The sequence below is a fragment of the Vibrio sp. McD22-P3 genome (genome assembly GCF_021568915.1).
Lineage (GTDB): Bacteria > Pseudomonadota > Gammaproteobacteria > Enterobacterales > Vibrionaceae > Vibrio > Vibrio mediterranei.
Map to the genome: position 1 here is coordinate 62333 of NZ_JAKGTN010000019.1, position 19685 is coordinate 82017.

Below are 19685 nucleotides of genomic sequence, written 5' to 3' on the forward strand. Positions count from 1 at the left end.
ACCTGTTTCTACTGATGGTTAACTTCATCGTTCCATCGATACAGAGCTATACTTATTTAAAAAAATTAATTATATCAATTCACTTGCTAAAGGCTTCGACTTTCTTAACAATTTAATAAGTAGTCTAAAAATATTTGTAACTTTGTTTTTGCGTGTCTCTTATTTAACGTCATAATTATTTTACTTAAGTATTGGTAAACCCTGTTAGTACCAATAGTGAGACATTGCTTTTGTTGCCAGGTGCTTGGTTGAGCTGTCCAAGCTTCCGCTTAATCTGGAGAAGATAAGTGCATCTAAGTCCTAATGATAGTCGCTCCTATCGCTACCTTACTCTCAACAATGAGCTAAGAGTACTGCTTATTCAAGATATGCAGGCTCAAAAATCGGCTGCCGCTCTGGCCGTTAATGTCGGTCATTTTGACGATCCTGATGATCGTGAAGGGCTCGCTCATTACTTGGAGCATATGCTGTTTCTCGGCACAGACAAATACCCCAAAGTTGGTGAATTCCAGTCTTTTATTAGCCAACATGGTGGCTCAAATAATGCGTGGACAGGCACTGAGCACTCGTGCTTTTTCTTCGATATTTATCCAAACGCCTTTGAAAAAGGTCTCGACCGTTTCAGCCAGTTTTTTTCTGCCCCTCTTTTTAATGAGGAAGCGCTCGATAAAGAACGTCAAGCGGTAGATTCAGAGTACAAACTAAAGCTGAATGAAGATGGACGACGTTTGTATCAGGTCCAAAAAGAGACCATTAACCAAGCTCACCCATTTTCGAAATTTTCCGTCGGAAATATCGACACGCTGAGTGATCGAAATGGGCAAAGTATTCGCGAAGAAATTGTTCGTTTTCATAAAGAACAATACTCTGCTGACCTTATGACATTAGCACTCATAGGTCCTCATGAACTTGATGAGCTAGAGCAATGGGCTGCCGGCAAGTTTAGCGATGTGGGCAATAATCAATTACACGGAAAAGTAGTTGATGTCCCTTTTACGACGAAAGAACATACCGAAGTTCTAATTCAAGTAGAACCTATTAAAGAGATCCGCAAGCTGATTCTCTCTTTCCCATTACCTGCCACGAATCAGCATTATCACCAAAAGCCAATGTCATACTTCGCCAACTTACTCGGCTACGAAGGTCAAGGCAGCTTAATGCTTTATCTTAAAAACAAAGGGTGGATTACCTCGCTATCTGCTGGTGGTGGAGCGTCGGGCAGTAACTTTCGCGAATTCAGTGTCAGCGTCTCTTTGACACCTGTTGGCTTAGAGCATGTTGATGAGATCATCCAAGCCGTTTTCCAGTTTACCGCGCTAATAAAGTCTGACGGCATGGATGAGTGGCGCTACGATGAAAAAAGGGCTGTTACCGAATCAGCGTTCCAATTTCAAGAACCTGCTCGCCCATTTGATCTCGTTAGCCACCTTGTAATGAACATGCAAAACTATTTGCCAGAGGATATTGTCTACGGCGACTATAAAATGTCTGGTTATGATGAAGAGCTATTGAAGCAATATGGTTCCTATCTCACCACAGGCAATTTGAAAGCAACCTTGGTCGCTAAAGAGCAACATTACGACCAACAAGCGAAGTGGTATTTTACACCCTATTCAGTAACGCGTTTTACTGACGAACAGTTAGCATTCTTTAATCAGTTGCCTGCGTTTTCTGACCTTCCATTTGGATTGCCAGAGAAAAACCCATTTATTAACTACGATTTAAAGACCTACCCTGTTGAGTCCAATGGTGAGCACCCTGAGCTAATTGAAGACCTTGACGGCTTTAGGCTGTGGCACCTACAAGACGATAAATTCAACGTCCCAAAAGGCGTAGTGTTTATTGCTATCGATAGTCCTCACTCTGTCAATTCACCCAAGAACATTGTCAAGACTCGCTTATGTGTTGAAATGTTCCTCGACTCATTGTCTGAAGAAACTTACCCCGCTGAAGTGGCTGGTCTTGGATATGACATGTATGCACACCAGGGTGGTGTCACGCTGTCCATCTCAGGATTCAGTAAGAAACAGCCTCAACTACTGGAAATGATTCTTAAGCGATTCGCGTCTAGAGAGTTCAATCCTGCCCGGTTCGAAAGCATCAAATCTCAACTATTGAGAAGCTGGCGCAATACGGCCAAAGATCGTCCTATTTCACAGTTATTCAATGCGATGACAGGGATATTGCAACCAAACAACCCGCCTTATCCGGTGCTAATCGAAGCACTTGAGTCTATCGAAGTCGACGAGCTACCAAACTTCGTTCAGTCTATTTTGTCCGAGCTGCATATTGAGATGTTTGTCTATGGTGACTGGCATCGTCAAGGTGCACTCGATATCGCCACTACTTTGAAAGATGCCCTTAGACTGAATAATCAAAAATACGAAGAAAGCCTACGTCCTTTGGTCATGCTTGGGGAGAATGGCAGTTTCCAAAAAGAAGTGTTTTGCGACCAAGATGACTCTGCCATCGTGGTTTACTATCAGTGTGAAGATATTGAACCAAGAAGCATTGCGCTGTATTCGTTGGCGAACCACCTGATGTCCGCCACCTTCTTCCATGAGATTCGTACCAAGCAGCAGCTAGGCTATATGGTTGGCACTGGTAATATGCCGCTTAACCGCCACCCTGGTATTGTATTGTATGTCCAATCGCCAAATGCGGCGCCCAACGATTTGATTCGCTCAATCGACGAGTTTCTCAACGCCTTCTATATGGTGTTACTAGAACTTAATGATTACCAGTGGCACAGCAGTAAGAAAGGTCTTTGGAATCAAATCTCTACCCCTGATACAACTTTACGAGGACGAGCTCAGCGACTGTGGATTGCTATTGGCAACAAAGACACAGAGTTCAACCAACGAGAGAAGGTGCTAGCTGAACTTAAATCACTTACAAGGGCGGATATGATTCGCTTTGTTGTGAATGAGCTAAAACCCAGAACCGCCAATCGACTGATCATGCACAGCCAAGGTAAGGCGCATATTAACGCGCCACGCTTGGACCTAGGTTTCGAGATAGGCTCAATTGAAGAGTTTCAATTAAGGCCGAAGGATACGGATTTAGGATAATAAAAAACCCCTCATTTGAGGGGTTTTCTTTTTTAACGCTTATTTATAGAAGGTTTCGTCAAGTCCAGCTCGAGTTAACAAGCCGTCGCATGGCGCAAAGCGGTCACCGTATTTCTCAGCGTGCTGGTTCATCAACTCAACGACTTTCTTAATTCCAATCGTATCCATATAGCGGAAAGGACCACCTAAGAATGGTGGGAAACCAATACCGAAGATCGCACCAATGTCACCATCACGTGGACTGCGAATAATGCCTTCGTCCAAGCAGCGCACTGCTTCGTTCAACATAGGTAAAGCGCAGCGAATAGCGATATCTTTCTCAGACATCTTAGCTTCAGGTTTCAGGCCAAGAACGCTGTACACCGAACTGTCCACTGACTTCTTCTTACCTTTATAGGTATAGAAACCTTTACCTGTTTTTCTGCCTTTACGACCATCGTTTAATAGTTTGTCGAAAACATCCGGACCTTGGAATCGCTCGCCTAGTTCAGCGACTAGAATTGGCATGATCTTGGCGCCAATATCAACACCTACTTCATCTAACAGTGTGATAGGACCCACAGGGAAACCAAAGTCCAACAAAGCGTTATCAAGTGCTTCAATTGGCTCGTTTGATAGTAGAACGTTTGCCGCTTCATTCATGTAAGGCGCTAGAATACGGTTTACGTAGAAGCCTGCTTGGTCTTTAACAACAATCGGTGTTTTACCCTGCTTTCTGGCAAACTTAACCATAGTCGCGATAGTTTCATCCGATGTACCTTCATGCGGAATCACTTCCACCAACGGCATTTTATCGGCTGGACTAAAGTAATGCAGACCAACCACATTTTCTGGACGTTCCGCTTTTTCAGCAATCTGCGCGATAGGAATGGATGACGTATTGGTAGCAAAAATGGTTTCTGGTTTAGCGTTGCTCTCGACGTCATTCACCATCTGTTGTTTCAACGATAGATCTTCAAATACCGCTTCGACCACAACATCGGCCTTGGCAAAACCGGTAAAGTCTGTGCCGCCGGCCATTTGCAACATTTGCGCTTGTAGATCCGCTTTAGAGATAATGCGACGCTTACGCTTTTTCTCTAACAACTTAAAGTTGTAATTAAGCGCATTCACAATGCCTTCATTAGCGACATCTTTAATGCGAACTGGCACTTTCGCTTTGCATACGGTGACGTGAGTAATACCCGCCCCCATTAAGCCACCACCAAGTACCACAGCGTTGTCGACGGCTTTAGGCTGCGCGTCACTACCAAATTCTTTCTTCATCTCTGTGGTAGCGAAGAAAATAGAACGTAACGCTTTAGATTCTGAAGTCATCACTAATTCGCCAAAGCGTTTAGCTTCATTCTCCAGCCCTTTCTTCATGCCTTTTTCGAGACCATAGCGAATTACATCTAAAATGGCATCGGCCGCAGGATAGTTACCGCGTGTTTTTTCGTTGGTCTTCTTCGCTGCTTGGTCAAAGATAACTTTACGACCAAGACCGGTACCTGACATCAACACTTCTTTCTTGGTGAGCTTTTTCGCTTTGCGCTTTTTGCCCTTACCTAAGAAATCTTTCGCCACGTCCAACAAAATAGTGTGTGGCACACTCGCATCGACGACACCAAGTTTTTTCGCCTTTTTGGCGCGAAGTTGCTTACCCGTAAGAATAAGGTCAAGAGAAGGCAGTAGCCCAATAAGTCTCGGTAGTCGCTGTGTGCCACCTGAGCCAGGAAGCAAACCAAGCTGAACTTCTGGTAGTCCTAGCTTAGTAATATCCGCATCACTACATACACGATAATCACAAGCAAGTGCGAGTTCTAGACCACCGCCCAAGCAAGGACCGTGAATCGCAGCAACAACAGGGAATGGGAGATCGGAAAGCTGCTGAAACATCTCTTGCCCTTTTGCAGCTAACGCTTGTGCTTCTTCTGCAGATGTACATGCATCAAGCATTCTGACATCTGCTCCGGCAATAAAGTTATCCGATTTTAACGAGTGGACAATCAACCCTTTAAGTGCCGATTTTTTCTCTTCAAGCTCAGAAAAAACTTGTGCCATTTCATCGGCAAACGCAGCTTGAAGGGTATTCATTTTCTCACCTGGAACATCTATTCCAAGCCATGCAATGTTCTGCTCATCAACATTAAGATGAAAGGCTTTATGCTCGCTCATTATTCTACCTCCAGAATCATTGCCGCACCTAAACCACCAGCCGCACAAGCGGTGTTAAGCGCTAATCCACCACCGCGACGCTTAAGCTCGTTCAGTGTTTGCGTAATCATTCGTGCACCAGTGGCTGCGAATGGGTGGCCATAGGCAAGTGAACCACCAAGTACGTTGAATTTCTCCATATCGATTTCACCAATTGCACTCGAACGGCCAAGCTTCTCTTTAGCAAATGACTCACTTGCAAACATCTTGACGTTAGAAAGTGCTTGGGCAGCGAAGGCTTCATGCATGTCGATAAGAGTCAAATCTGATAGCGAGATTCCAGCGCGATCTAGCGCCATAGGTGTCGCATAAGATGGCCCCATCAGCATATCTTCACGAACGCCAATAGCAGAGAACGCATAAGAGCGGATATAGCCTTTGATTTCTAAACCCAGCTCTTTAGCTCGACCTTCACGCATCAACATAATCGCTGCAGCGCCATCGGTCAGCGGCGTACTGTTAGCCGCAGTTACGGTGCCATATTGGCGATCGAATGCTGGACGAAGCTTACTATAGCTAGCAAGCTCTGAGTCATGACGGATGTTGTTGTCTTGCTCTAGGCTCTTTTTATATGGTTCAGGAAAGGCCGTCATTACCTCATCACGCACTTTGCCTTCTTTCCAAGCCTGCGACGCAAGGGAGTGAGAGCGATGTGCTAATTCATCTTGTTCAAGGCGAGTAATTCCATGAGATTTCGCCATTTGCTCAGCCGTTTGTCCCATAGATAAACCAGTCGAATACTCAGCGACCGCAGGTGGCACAGGCATAAGGTCCTTGAACGACAACTTCTTAAGAATGCTAAGTTTTTGGCCGACTGTTTTGGTTTTACTCAAAGCAAGTAGGTTCGCCGCCAGTTTTTTAGAAACCCCAATAGGTAAAACAGAAGATGAATCGGCGCCACCAGCAATCCCAACATCAATGGTGCCAGCCATAATACTTTCGCAAACATTGGCAGCGGCTTGGAAACTTGTCGCACAAGCTCTTGTCACACTATAAGCGTCAGTATGAATGTTCATACCAGTGCCAAGTACAATTTCTCGCGCAATGTTTGGGGCTTCTGGCATCTGAACAACCTGACCAAATACCACTTGGTCGATTAACTTAGGGTCGATATCGGTACGTGCCATCATTTCAGCAACGACCATCTTTCCTAGGTCAACAGCGGGTACTTGGCTAAATTCGGTGCTTTGGCGCGCAAAAGGTGTTCGCAAGCCTGCAACTACAGCGATACGTTCGCCGTAACGGGTGGTGAGATCGATTTTCCCCACTTCCTTACTGCTCATAATTTCTCCTTCCTAAGAGGTCTGACCACAGCATTGTAACGAAGATGTTAAGAATTTAAAACAGTCGTTTAATAAAACTTGATGGATTTATTGAATAACGTGATATGGTCGACCAAAATGGAATATGAGAATGACGCAAGCTAAGCGACAATAGGAATAGTGAAAACAAGAAGATAGATTCTACGAGCAAAAAAAAACCACACAGTAAATTGTGTGGTTGGAATCTATAAAGCAATTAACTTGCGCCAATTGAAAATAATCAGTTTCCTGATTAGGAGAAAGTAAAGTCAGCCTTCAAAAGGAAGTGTCATCTTGCTCAACATGTTAGTCCCGAAAGACCAACGAGATGACAAGGGTTAATATAACCGCTCCTCAGGTCTTAATTTTGAACTAGATCAATTTTGAGTGACTTTGCTGTAAATCCAGGGAAAAAAACACGAATCACAGAGCAAAAACGGGGGCTCCTGTGTCATTTATAAAAAAGTTTGGAAAGAAATCTTCGAGTAGTCCGGTCAACTCGAATATGGACAAACAAAGAAAATACGAAGCATTGGTTCGTGCTTATCATAGAGATCTTTATCGATACGCTTATTGGTTGTGTAAAGATAAGCCCGTCGCTGAAGATCTTGTTCAAGAAACCTGCTTGCGTGCTTGGAAGTCTCTGGATAGCCTCCAAGATGAAAAAGCCGCGAAGTCATGGCTTATCACGATTCTACGTAGAGAGAATGCTCGACGTTTTGAACGTAAGCAGTTTGATCTCGTCGATATCGATGATTATGGCAATGATGCAAAGGTTTCTGATGATCCGCACCATCAGCAGGAATGGCTTCAAGCACAAATTATGAAACTCGATGTCGAGTATCGAGAACCGCTCTTTCTACAAGTCGTTGGTGGCTTTAGTGGTGAAGAAATCGGCTCTATCCTCGACCTTAACAAAAACACTGTAATGACTCGATTATTTAGAGCACGCAATCAGCTCAAGGAAATGTTGGAGTCTGCGGATTCACCTAGGGGGCAACACAATGGATGAGTTAGAATTCCGTCGTCGTATTATGTCCGATCCGAAGGCGAAAGATGCTGAGTTATTGGAAGCGATCCAACAAAGCGAAAACAATGCGAAATATATGGACGATATTTTGTCATTGGACGCTCGAATCGAACAAGCGATGAAAGTCGATGTTCCCGATGATTTAGCTGACCGGATCTTATTTAACCAACCAGAAAGCAACGTGGTCAAAGTGAAATTCGGTAAGCGCGCGCTTTCATTAGCAGCGTCTATCGCTTTTGCCTTTGGTTTACTAGTAGGCCAAGTTAATTGGGGAAATGTGGTTGTTTCACCGGCACAAGCTTCGTTATCTGATACAGCTATGAAACATGTTCATGAAGAAATGGGCTTTATTGAGCCACTTGATGAAAACGTCTCTAAAGCTCAAATTAATGCTAAATTGCTGCCATTTGCTTATCAGATCGGCCAGAGCTTTCCTTACCATGTTTATTATTTGAATCACTGCGGTTTTGGTGAGTCCAATGCAATGCACATGGTATTTCAAGGTGAAAAAGGCAAAGTGACCCTGTTCTTAACAGGCATCGCGAGCGAACAAACTAAGTCTTTCGATAAAGATGGAATGGCGGGAATGGTCGAACCGATTGGCGATGCCAGTTTCATCCTTGTTGGTGAAGAAGGTGAAGACTTTAGTAAAATCGGCGAAAACATTAAGAAAATCCTTAACCCTGCTTAATTTTATAGATAAAAGAGCCCTATTTCCGGATAGGGCTCTTTTTTTATTGATATTGTTATTTTTAGAGTATCAACTCTAGAAATAACCTTTTTCGATGCATTTCCTGCCAAATAGTCATCATTTATATACTTTTTACGCGATTTTAGTTACTGGTCAGATTTCTATTGCCTATACTAGCGATTAGGATCAGCCCCGAAATTGAGCATTAACTCAATTTTCACTAACGCCCAAAGAGGCGATTACAAAAAAGGATGTATACTAAATGACTACTTCGCGTCTGTATAAAAAAACACTATTAGCAGTGGCAGTCTCGTCACTCACTTTCGCCTCTCAACATGCAGCAGCAGCAGGTTTCCAACTTAACTCTCAATCAGCAACAGGTCTAGGCCGTGCTTTTGCGGGTGATGCTGTAATTGCGGATAACGCTTCGGTAATGGCGCGTAACGCGGCAGCGATGACGTTGTTTGATTCGCACCAGTTTTCTGGTGGTGTGAATTATATTAAGACTAGTATTGATGTTAAGGACGTTAACTACTTTACTGGCGCACCTGTGCAAGATGCAAATAATAGCAGCGGCACACCAGTGCCTAACATCTATTATATCCACCGACTCAATGACAAATGGGCTTTAGGTGCAGGCATATACTCAAACTTCGGAACTAATAATAACTTTGATGATAGCTGGGGTGGCAATAGCGGCGATCTTTCTCAAGGAGTACCTAATGCTAGTATCTTCGGTGGTACTACCGAAATTTCAAGTATTAATTACACTTTGAATGCAGCATACCGAATCAATGAACAGTGGAGCGTTGGTGGCGGTATTGATATTGTTCAGGGAAGCGGAAAACTCATTCGCTCAGCAGCTCCTGGCGTTAAAGCACTTGATATTGAAGCAGATGGCGTTGGAGTAGGTTTCAATCTAGGTACGGTTTTTGAGTATAACGAAAACAACCGCTTTGGTTTTGCTTATCACTATAGTCCAGAAATCAAAGCTTCGGGTGATATGTATTACAACCCGACATTGACTCCTGGTGCCAACTTAATCGATGGGCAAAAGCTAAAGCTATCTCTACCGAGTATGGCTGAGTTTTCTGGGTACCACAGAATTGAAGATACCAAGTTCGCAGTCCACTATAGCTTACAGTGGATTGGTTGGAGTGTATTTGACACACTAGAGACTGACGGTGGTGTTCCAATCAAAAATTACGAATGGAAAGATGGCTACCATGCAGCTATTGGTGGTACTTACTACCTGAATGACGAGTGGACTTTGAGAGCGGGTTATATGTATGATACAGCCGCGCAAGACCAGTTAACCTCGATCTCAGTTCCAGACTCTGACCGCCAGTGGTTATCAGCTGGTTTTGGTTACAACTTTAAGAAACACCACACTGTTGATTTTGGCCTAACGTACTTGATGGGTAAAGATGTTAAAGTTGAAGAAACGCTGGACCCAACTAAAGGTACAATGTTAACCGCAACTACACATGCTAACGCATGGTTAGCAGGTATCCAATACAGCTACAGCTTCTAAGCTAAATAGCTAAACTTTTTAAGGGTCGGTTTTCCGACCCTTTTTTCTATCTCCCCCTACCTCTACCCCACACTTTCAGCATACAACTGGTCATACCTTTTCTTGATTTTTGTATACAGGTGTAAGCTGAATTTTTGAAACATCACCATAACATCTAGATTATTGACCCATAAAAATTTAGTTCTACGATATTTAAATTCAAAAATGATGTATTTGTAATAAATTAGTTTTAAAGCATTTACTCTAAAAATAGAATCACCGCTCTGAATGGAAATACTTTGAGCGAACAACAATGACGATTTCAAAACGAACTCCCCTATCTCTTGCAGTGGTTTTGGGGCTGCTATCCTCTTCACAGGTCTCAGCGGCAGGTTTTCAACTAGCAGAATATTCAGCGACTGGTCTAGGGCGTGCATTTGCAGGTGAGGCAGCAATGGCTGACAATGCAAGCGCACAATGGCGTAACCCAGCGATGTTGACTTATCTAGAGGGTACTCAGGTATCTGGTGGCGTACTTTACGTTGAACCTAACATAGATGTTAAAGGAACGTCCTCTACAGCAGGCTACACTGAGGCTAACGACATCGCTCATAGTGCACCAGTCCCAAACTTATATATCTCTCATCAGATCAACGATAAGTTCTCGACTGGTTTTGCATTGGGCTCTAATTACGGTATGGAGACCGATCTAGGTAGTGACTTCAAAGCCACTCAATATGGTAACGAAGCAAAGATCATGACCGTGGAAGCGGTCGCCAGCTTAGCTTATAAACTTAACGACCAATTTAGCTTCGGTGGCGGTATTCGCTACGTTACTGGTGAAGGGAAAATTGGCGCAACTGCACCATTTGATGCTGCGATTCCAGTTAGTAAGACGACGAGTATCCCTGTATCAAAAGGTGATTACCTGAAGTATGTAGAAGGTACAGACTCGTCTTGGGGCTATGTATTGGGTGCCACTTGGCAAATCAACGACATGAACCGTATCGGCTTTGCTTACAAGTCTGAAGTAATGATGGACTTCGAAGGGCATGGTGAAGGGGTTGGGTTTGGCTTCATGGGTAAAAAAGATGGCAAGCTGAGCGTAGCACTACCAGCTACCGCAGAACTATCAAGTTTCCATCAACTTACTAAACAATGGGCATTACATTCAAGCATCAACTGGACACAATGGAGCAGCTTTAAAGAACTTCATGCAGAGTTTGTTGATGGTACAAGTAGCCATATTAAAGAAGAAAACTGGAAAGATAGCTATCGTTTCGCCATTGGTACAACTTACGTGTTGAATCAAAAGCTTACTTTGCGCGGTGGTGTAGCTTACGATATGTCAGCTGTTGATGATAAATATCGCACTACTACGATTCCAGAAACAGACCGTACTTGGTTAAGTGCTGGTGCCAGTTACGCATTTACTAAGCAGTTCACACTTGATGGCGGTTTAACTTATATTATGGCTCGTAAAGCCTCTATCAATGAACCACGTGATAAATCTGATGATGAAGCAGCTAAATTCGGTGATTTCACTGGTGAAATCTCAGGTGATGTTTGGATTGTAGGCGTACAAGCGAACTATCGTTTCTAATAGTCTCTAAGGCTAACTAAGAGATCCTCTAGTATTCATAATGAGGATCTCTTTACAAAGTTCCTTCTCGAGCTACTCAAAATCCTCCAAGTAGTCATCAATATAAGCTTCTTCCTCCGCATCCACTTCATCATCCACTACTTCTGCTTTGTAGTTCTGACGTTGGATATAAATATCCCGAGTAAGCGAATAAGGATCTGGTGACTGTTCGAGTGTTGCTTCTTGAGGGACGACTAGCGCGCGTTTTTCCATTCCTTCTAAGGCCCACTTGCCAAAGCTAGCCCAGAAGTTCAAGAAAGATATTGGTGGATATAATCCATCTACGACATCTGCACCTTCACGTAAAGTAATCGGTCCATAACCCGGTATCATAAAATATGGGCCCGTACCGACTCCATAATGCCCAATCGCATCACCGAACTCTTTCTTATCTCGCTTTTCAATACCGGCCGCAGATGCGATATCAATAAAGCCTAATAAGCCTAAGGTACTGTTTATCCAAAATCGATTGAAGTGATCCAGCGCCTTACCACCATTACCCATAACAGCATTGTTCACAGCACTAAATGGTTCATCAAGGTTAGCTAGGAAGTTACGTACCCCTAGTCTGACTGGATCAGGCGTGTAGTTGACGTAAGCGAGAGAGACGGGACGCACAAAATAGGGATCTAAATAGTCATAATTAACCGCCCACATTGCTCGGTTAAAGCTTTCGAAGGGATCATAGACTTCGGTTCCAACCTGAGTCGTATCACTGTCAGGTTGTAGTTCACTGTTCTCGACTTGCAGATCGCTGGAGTCACTTGAGCTAGAATCCAAAGTCGAAGTTGCCTCTTGGCTTTCTATCGGTTGGGTATCTTCAGGAGATGAAGAACAACCAAACAGAAATACGCAAGAAACAAAAACGGCAAAAAGAGTGATCTTTTTGCCGGTTGATGCTGACTGCATAACCTCATCCATAAGCCATGACAATCTGAGCAGTTTCGTATTTTTTTGTCCTAATGCTTTGATAATTAGGAATTAAGCTCTAGATTGTTGTTATAACCACTAGTAATGAGTATAGCGGTATGCAACTACACAGGCTAGTTAAAGCAACAATCTAGGCCAATATTTATTAATCAGTATGTCTATATGTTATAGGCATTAGTACTGCTGATTAATAGACACCTCCACGGTATCACCCAATTTAGCAGGTTTGCTTTCACCAAACCAATCGCCATCGCGAGTCGCAACATTACCATCACTATCGATACGAACTCTCACAATGAGTCTATCCAAACTTGATAGTTTACGCCCTTCCATCATGCTGTTGTTATCATCCAAAACAACAGTACGTGGGAAAGTACCTAGCGGATAGCGCGCCGCCGCAACTGGCATTGGCGAACCGTCTGCTGGGTGTACTGAGACGATTAGTGCTGCATCTTCTGGGATACGAGCATCAGGGCTTAGTGAAATCGTCACCGCCACTGACTTACCTTGAACAATCGGCTCACCCATGCGCGCTTTGGCACTCTCAATGCTTCGAGAAAGCATTTCATAGCGGCTATCTTCTGGACCAATCATTTTCTGCATAATCGACCAGTAACGGATAGCTCCTGGGAAATCTTCTCGCTCAAATGCATCGAATGCCAATAGCGAGAACACTCGAAGATCAACATACTCTTCTTGAATCAAGCTAGTAAGTAGGCTTCTTGCACGATTATTATCCATTTCATCTTGAGACATCATCAGAGCTTGAGCGTAACCTAACTTAACATCTGCATCGTTAGGCGTTAACCGATAGGCTTTTTCCATCGCGTCTGTAGCGGTTGTCACATCGCGATTTGCAAGGGCGATTCGACCTAATAGCAACCAGCCCGTTGCATCGTCTTTTTGATAGTGCAAACGAGTACGCAAGGCCAAAGTAAGATCTTGCATCTCATCTTCAGTCATTGGCTCAGCAGAGCCCGCCATCAGCTTCTTCGATAATTCAGGAAGGTTAGCTGTGACTTCTTGCCAATTTTTCACCTTGGTTGCACCACCAAAATGCATATACATGCCGTAAGTCAAGATCACAACCAAAGCAACAGAAGGAATCAGTACCGCCATTGGCGAAATATTGAATTTCTCGGTTTGTTGCTGCTGTTGTGGAATATCGTCAAGCAGTGATTGTTTAAGGTCATCGATTAAGTCTTGTTGGTTCTCCACCAAGCCTTCTTCGTTTTCCACTTCCAACTCAGAAAGACGATCTTTATAGAATGCCTTGTTTAATTCATCACGAAGCTGTTCATCGTTGTTGGCTTTCTTACTGTTAAGAGTGATTGCCAGCAGTGCGATTGCAACGACAACAAGACCGACTGTTGATATCCAAAAAAGTGTCATTACTGCTTATCTCCAGTCTCTTTTTCATCCAGCAACGCTTTCAGTTGAGCTTCTTTTTCATCGCTCCACTCGCTGCCTGCTTGTTCAGTTTGCTTAGCGCGGTTCTTACGACTGCGCATCACAATCAAACCAAAACCGAACACCACGACAAATAACGGGCCAACCCAGAGGATCGCCGTTGCGAATGTCAGCGGTGGATTATAAGTCACAAAGTTACCGTAGCGAGCGATCATATAGTCGATAATCTCTTGCTTAGATTTGCCTTCTTTGGTCATCTCATAGACTTTCTGACGAAGGTCTACAGCAAGCTCAGCATTAGAGTCACCGATAGTATTGTTTTGACACTTAGGGCAACGCAGCGTGTGGTTTAGCTCTTGGAACTGATTTTCCTGTTCTAACGAGTCAAACTCATGAACTTCAATTGCAGCATTAGCTGCCAATGCGAGCACTAGTGAAGACGTTAAAGCGATTAACCACTTTTTCATTTTTTCGCCTCCTCTAACATTTGCTGATATAGAGGCTGAAGTTTCTCACTCCAGTTACGAGCGTTCACATCGCCAACGTGACGGTAACGAATCACACCATTAGCATCGATTAAGAAGGTTTCAGGCGCACCGTAAACCCCTAAATCTAGACCTAGCATGCCATCACCATCGAACAGGCTAATCAAGTAAGGATTACCCAACTCATTAAGCCATTGAATCGCCTTGTTACGTTGATCTTTGTAGTTCAAACCGATGATTTTGACGCCATTCCCCGCAAGCTCATTGAGATACTGGTGTTCTGCATAACAAGTTGGACACCATGTAGCCCAAACATTTAGCAGTAAAGGCTCACCTTTGAAGATATCCTGATTGTACAGTTTTCCGGGCTCGGCAAGATCTTCTAAACGAAACTCTGGAACGTGTTTGCCAATCAGCACCGATTCTAGCTTGGTAGGATCGTCCCCAGCCTGGTTACGCCCTAGCTGAACGGCAAAGACCGACACCAAAATTAGAAATGCGACTAAAGGAATAAATAGGATCTTCTTATTCATTATGCGTCTCCTTCCGCCTTCGCTGTCTTTCTGAAACGGTAACGTTTATCACTGATAGCTAATGCACCACCGATAGACATAATCAGCGCACCTAACCAAATCCAACGAACAAACGGTTTGTGGTAGATACGAACTGCCCATGACTTACCATCATCTAGACGCTCACCCATCGCGATATACAAGTCACGAGTCACTCCACGATCGATAGCGGCTTCAGTCATCATAGACTTAGCAGTGCGATAGAAACGCTTTTCTGCATGAAGGGTGTTGATGTATTTACCATCTTTGGTGATTTCAAAGTCAGCGATATAACCATCGTAGTTCGGACCATCTTTGTCACGCAGACCTTTGAAATAGAAATCGTAGTCATTAATCTGGTAATGCTCACCCGGCGCTAAACGCACATCGCGTTCAATGCTGTAGTTTTGCACCATAGCGATACCAATAACGCTTACTGCTAAGCCGATGTGACCCAACATCATCGCCCAGTGGCTACGAGGTAGCTTAGTAATGCCTTTGGCAAAACTGTGGCGGTGAGTTGCACGCTCGTAAAGTTCAAAGCCATGCATGGTAATGATCCAAGATGCCATCAACCAACCAAGGAATGCTAGACCTGTAAAGTATTCGGCCAAAACGGTTACCATCAGCGCAGAGAAAGCAAGTGAGATAACACCAGAGATGACCATTGGCTTAATAAGCGTCGACATTTTGTCACGCTTCCAACGAATCAGAGGGCCAATACCCAGTAGGAACGCGAATGGCACCATTAGCCAAGTAAACAACATATTAAAGAATGGCGCACCGATCGATACCGAGCCCAAACCAATCTGTTTATGAACAAGTGGTAGCAAAGTACCAACAAGCACCACGACGAGTGCTGCCATCAACAGAACATTGTTACCCAACAGCGCGTTTTCACGTGACAGCAAGTCGAAGTTACCACGTACTCTCACCGAGGCACCTTTCAAAGCAAACAGCAGTAAGGAACCACCTATCACGAATACTAAGAAACCGAGGATAAACATACCGCGCGACGGATCGGAAGCAAAGGCGTGTACTGAGACCAAAATACCGGAACGTACTAAGAAGGTACCCAACAAACTCAAAGAGAATGCAGAAATAGCCAACAATACCGTCCAAGCTTTGAACGTGCCGCGTTTTTCAGTCACTGCCAACGAGTGCATTAATGCGGTACCCGCTAACCAAGGCATGAACGAGGCATTTTCAACTGGGTCCCAGAACCACCAGCCGCCCCAGCCAAGCTCATAATATGCCCACCATGAACCTAGTGCGATACCTAGAGTTAGGAAAACCCATGCAGCGGTTGTCCAAGGTCGAGACCAGCGAGCCCAAGCAGTATCCAAGCGACCTGACATCAATGATGCAATCGCAAAAGAGAACGCTACCGAGAAGCCAACATAACCCATATATAGCATTGGAGGGTGGATGATCAAACCAGGGTCTTGCAACAGTGGGTTGAGATCTCGTCCATTAACCGGGAAGAAAGGTAATGTTCTTAAAAATGGGTTTGAAGTAACAATGATAAACAGTAAAAAACCTACTGTGATCATGCCCATTACTGCTAGTACTCGCGCGACTGACTCTTGAGGCATACCACGGCTAAAGCTAGCTACAGCAACGGTCCAAGCCGCTTGAATCAACACCCAAAGTAATAATGAGCCTTCGTGAGCACCCCATACTGCCGTTAGACGGTAGTACCAAGGCAACTGAGTATTCGAGTTGTTCGCCACATACTGCAACGTAAAGTCGTTAACGTAAAACGCCCACTCGAGAATAACAAAGGACAACAGTAGCATAATGAACATACCCCAAGAGAGAGGCCTTGCCGTGTTCATCAGCAATGTGTTGTTTTTCGATGCGCCTATGAGCGGCAAAATACTGAGTAGCACTGATAAACTCAACGAGAGTATCAGTGCAAAGTGACCAATTTCAGCAATCATTGACCGCTTCCTTGTTTCTGTTCTTGAGAATATTGCAGTGGTTCATGCGTCTTCTTCATAGCTTCTGCTACTTCAGGCGGCATGTATTCTTCATCGTGCTTAGCTAGTACTTCAAAAGCCTCAATCTTAGTAGGCTCCACTAGTACTCCTTGAGCAACAATGCCCTGCCCTTCACGGAACAAGTCAGGAAGAATACCATCATAAACCACTGTCACCTTAGGACCGACATCAGCTAAATCGAAGCTGACGCGCAGTGATTCTGTATCACGACTTACCGAACCTGCAACCACCATTCCACCAATACGCAGGCGATGGCCAATTTCAGGTTTTGAGCCGTCTTTCTTACCATTCACCAATTCCGTTGGTGTATAGAACAGATCCATGTTTTGATTAAGTGCATAAATGATCAAGCCAACAGTCGCACCGATACCAATGAAAATGGCCAGAATAATGCCGAGCCTTTTCTTACGCCTTGGGTTCATAGAGTGTTCTCCATATTTTTCGCTGCTTCGATACGCGCCTGCCTATCGACTTTAGCTTGAACGTCTTTAAGTAGTTTTTTTCCTCGTGACACGCTAGTCACAAGAAGAATAATCATGGACAAAAAGGTGATGCCAAATGCACTCCAAACATAGGAGGCATAACCTCCCATAGCAAAAAAGTCACCTAAAGATTCAAAATGCATAATATCTAACCTCTTTGCTTGGCTTGTTCAGCCAGTTTGATCACCCACGGACGGTGCCCCTCTTTATTGATGATCTCATTACGTAAACGAATCATCGTCACAGCTCCAAAGAAGAAGGCAAATCCGAAAATATTCAATAGTAGTGGCCACAGCATGTCGCTGGAAATCGAAGGTTTAGCGAACTTAGTAATTGTCGCGCCTTGATGTAGCGTGTTCCACCACTCCACAGAGAAATGGATTATAGGGAGGTTAATCACACCTACTATGGCAAGAATACCCGCTGCTTTTGCTGCCGTTTTTTGATCATCAAAAGCGTGGTAAAGCGCAATGACACCTAAATAAAGGAATAGAAGAATCAGTTCTGACGTCAGACGAGCATCCCAGACCCACCATGCACCCCACATAGGCTTGCCCCACACTGCACCTGTTAACAGGGCGATGAAGGTGTAGACCGCACCAATTGGCGCCATCGCCAGAGCCGCTAAGTTAGACAACTTAACCTGCCACACTAGACCAATAAATGCCGAAATCGCCATCGACATATACACGCCCATAGACCAAATTGCAGAAGGGACGTGAATATAGATAATACGGAAGCTATCACCTTGTTGATAGTCTGAAGGTGCAAAAGCAAGTCCCCAGACGGTGCCGATGGATAGACATAGTAATGCTATCGTGGCAAACCATGGTAAAAGCTTACCGCACAATTGGTAAGTGGTTTCGGGTTTGGCATAAGGATGGAGCCATTTCCACATAGTGTTTCTCACTCTTTGACGACATTTCTCTCATCGCCGAATCGGCAATGTAAGCGTGGTATATTTTTAGTTTACGCTAACTCTTAGTGCGGCACTGATAGCAAACGGAGTCAGAGTCATTGCTCCGGCTAACATAGCAGCTAGCAAAGCTAACTGACCATTATACGCAACACCCAATGATGCAGCATCAATCGCAGAGGTAGCAAATATTAGAATAGGAATATAGAGAGGCAATACGAGCAAACTCAGCAGCACCCCACCTTTTTGCAACCCAACGGTCAATGCAACACCGATAGCGCCTATAAAACTCAAGGTAGGTGTCCCCACCAATAAAGTTAAGACGACAGCAATCCATGTATTTGAGTCCAGTGATAACAAAATCGCCAGCAGTGGACTAATAATGATAAGAGGCAACCCTGTCAGCAACCAGTGAGCAATAATCTTTGCTATAACAACCAGTTGTAGGGGAATAGGCATGAGCATCATCTGTTCAAGAGACCCGTCTTGGAAGTCATCTTTAAACAGTCGCTCCAATGACAAAAGTGCAGAAAGCAAAGCAGCAACCCACACAATACCAGCAGCAATACGCGCCAGTAGATTCGGCTCAGGTCCGATACTTAATGGAAAAAGAGTAATCACTATGATGAAAAACCATAGTGGATTGAAAATATCGGCTTGACGACGAAACGCAATGAGTAGCTCTCGACGGATTATTTTCATCATGGACGCAATCATACTACTCTCCAAGTTTGATCTTTTTGAGTTTAGGATTGTCGCTAAACATATCTTGGTGAGTCGTTAACAATACGATACCGCCCTGTTCCGCATGGTTGAGAAATAGATCTTCTAGCACTTTAACACCCTGCTTATCGATCGCAGTCAGTGGTTCATCCAAAATCCACAATGGTTGCTTACTGAGCCAAAGACGCGCCAACGCTACTCTGCGTTGTTGACCTGCAGAAAGTTGAGCAACAGGTACATCTTCTCGACCAGCAAGGCCGACTTGGGTTAACGCAGAAAAAATCTGTTCCGTCGATGTGTCAGGAGCATGAATAGACTGATAAAACTTTAGATTTTCGAACGCGGTCAGATCGCGTTTGACGCCAGTTTGGTGTCCTAGAAACAACAAAGATTGGTGATAATCTTCCCGACTGGATTCGATTTTTTCACCGTTCCATTTGATCTCACCGTCTTCTTTATCTCCCAGTCCAGCAACAATACGCATCAGCGTGGTTTTACCGGTACCGTTTCGGCCCTCAATCTGTACGAGATCGCCTAATTGTAAAGAAAAAGATAAATTCTCAAATAATACGCGGTCATCGCGAATCGCTGTTAATTTTGTTACTTCTAACATTCATTTACGCACTGGTTCGACAGGGCGTCCATCTTACCATAGCTAAAATAGCGTTAAACGATAATGATCAAACTCGCTTCACGAAACTTGGTAAGAAACTATAAATTGCTGTTCTTAAAACGAAATAC

At 44.1% G+C, this 19685-nt stretch carries 17 protein-coding genes; 5 read left to right on the forward strand and 12 right to left on the reverse strand.

Features of this window, described 5'->3' with window-relative positions; all coding sequences use genetic code 11:
• Window positions 1–287: 287 nt before the first annotated feature.
• Window positions 288–3071, forward strand: coding sequence for an insulinase family protein (locus tag L2W36_RS20460; RefSeq protein WP_236111373.1), 2784 nt, complete (start codon window positions 288–290; stop codon window positions 3069–3071).
• 39 nt (window positions 3072–3110) lie between these two features.
• Here L2W36_RS20460 and fadJ read toward each other — a convergent pair whose 3' ends face one another.
• Window positions 3111–5228 carry a fatty acid oxidation complex subunit alpha FadJ gene (fadJ, locus tag L2W36_RS20465; RefSeq protein WP_198558119.1) on the reverse strand — a complete coding sequence of 706 codons (2118 nt, stop codon included), beginning with the start codon at window positions 5226–5228 and terminating at the stop codon, window positions 3111–3113.
• On the reverse strand, window positions 5228–6550 hold the full coding sequence (gene fadI / locus L2W36_RS20470; protein WP_268980793.1) for an acetyl-CoA C-acyltransferase FadI: 1323 nt from the start codon (window positions 6548–6550) through the stop codon (window positions 5228–5230). The genes fadJ and fadI overlap by 1 nt, the downstream gene beginning before the upstream one ends.
• Before the next feature lie 523 nt (window positions 6551–7073).
• On the opposite strand from fadI, the gene L2W36_RS20475 reads away from it, so the two are divergent.
• From L2W36_RS20475 to L2W36_RS20490, 4 genes are all read left to right on the forward strand, one after another.
• Entirely contained in the window at window positions 7074–7580 is a 507-nt protein-coding gene (locus L2W36_RS20475; RefSeq protein ID WP_006070001.1) for a sigma-70 family RNA polymerase sigma factor, read from the forward strand.
• Complete coding sequence (locus L2W36_RS20480) at window positions 7573–8289, forward strand: DUF3379 domain-containing protein (protein ID WP_006070000.1); 717 nt, start codon at window positions 7573–7575, stop codon at window positions 8287–8289. Before L2W36_RS20475 ends, L2W36_RS20480 begins: the two co-directional genes overlap by 8 nt.
• 262 nt (window positions 8290–8551) lie before the next feature.
• Window positions 8552–9823, forward strand: coding sequence for an outer membrane protein transport protein (locus tag L2W36_RS20485; protein ID WP_236111375.1), 1272 nt, complete (start codon window positions 8552–8554; stop codon window positions 9821–9823).
• 292 nt (window positions 9824–10115) lie between these two features.
• The gene (locus tag L2W36_RS20490) at window positions 10116–11405 is read left to right on the forward strand and encodes an outer membrane protein transport protein (protein ID WP_236111377.1); all 1290 of its coding nucleotides are present in this window, start codon (window positions 10116–10118) and stop codon (window positions 11403–11405) included.
• A 72-nt stretch (window positions 11406–11477) separates the two neighbouring features.
• Here the strand turns inward: L2W36_RS20490 and L2W36_RS20495 are convergent, their stop codons facing one another.
• The 10 genes from L2W36_RS20495 to ccmA form a co-directional block, all read right to left on the reverse strand.
• On the reverse strand, window positions 11478–12353 hold the full coding sequence (locus L2W36_RS20495; protein WP_236111379.1) for an MlaA family lipoprotein: 876 nt from the start codon (window positions 12351–12353) through the stop codon (window positions 11478–11480).
• A 195-nt stretch (window positions 12354–12548) separates the two neighbouring features.
• Window positions 12549–13766, reverse strand: coding sequence for a c-type cytochrome biogenesis protein CcmI (ccmI, locus tag L2W36_RS20500; protein WP_236111383.1), 1218 nt, complete (start codon window positions 13764–13766; stop codon window positions 12549–12551).
• Window positions 13766–14251, reverse strand: coding sequence for a cytochrome c-type biogenesis protein (locus L2W36_RS20505; protein WP_031493200.1), 486 nt, complete (start codon window positions 14249–14251; stop codon window positions 13766–13768). Before L2W36_RS20505 ends, ccmI begins: the two co-directional genes overlap by 1 nt.
• Window positions 14248–14802, reverse strand: a complete 555-nt coding sequence (locus tag L2W36_RS20510; protein WP_006069994.1) for a DsbE family thiol:disulfide interchange protein — start codon at window positions 14800–14802, stop codon at window positions 14248–14250. Before L2W36_RS20510 ends, L2W36_RS20505 begins: the two co-directional genes overlap by 4 nt.
• A complete protein-coding gene (locus L2W36_RS20515; RefSeq protein ID WP_038229391.1) occupies window positions 14802–16763 on the reverse strand; it encodes a heme lyase CcmF/NrfE family subunit in 1962 nt (653 codons plus the stop codon). Before L2W36_RS20515 ends, L2W36_RS20510 begins: the two co-directional genes overlap by 1 nt.
• Window positions 16760–17245 (reverse strand): cytochrome c maturation protein CcmE, encoded by a 486-nt coding sequence (gene ccmE / locus L2W36_RS20520; protein ID WP_236111384.1) that lies wholly within the window; start codon window positions 17243–17245, stop codon window positions 16760–16762. Before ccmE ends, L2W36_RS20515 begins: the two co-directional genes overlap by 4 nt.
• Window positions 17242–17448 carry a heme exporter protein CcmD gene (ccmD, locus tag L2W36_RS20525; protein ID WP_006069991.1) on the reverse strand — a complete coding sequence of 69 codons (207 nt, stop codon included), beginning with the start codon at window positions 17446–17448 and terminating at the stop codon, window positions 17242–17244. Before ccmD ends, ccmE begins: the two co-directional genes overlap by 4 nt.
• Window positions 17449–17453: 5 nt before the next feature.
• Complete coding sequence (locus tag L2W36_RS20530) at window positions 17454–18203, reverse strand: heme ABC transporter permease (protein ID WP_006069990.1); 750 nt, start codon at window positions 18201–18203, stop codon at window positions 17454–17456.
• 66 nt (window positions 18204–18269) lie between these two features.
• Window positions 18270–18938, reverse strand: a complete 669-nt coding sequence (ccmB, locus tag L2W36_RS20535; RefSeq protein WP_006069989.1) for a heme exporter protein CcmB — start codon at window positions 18936–18938, stop codon at window positions 18270–18272.
• 1 nt (window position 18939) lies between these two features.
• A complete protein-coding gene (gene ccmA, locus L2W36_RS20540; protein ID WP_062457921.1) occupies window positions 18940–19557 on the reverse strand; it encodes a cytochrome c biogenesis heme-transporting ATPase CcmA in 618 nt (205 codons plus the stop codon).
• Between the last annotated feature and the right edge of the window lie 128 nt (window positions 19558–19685).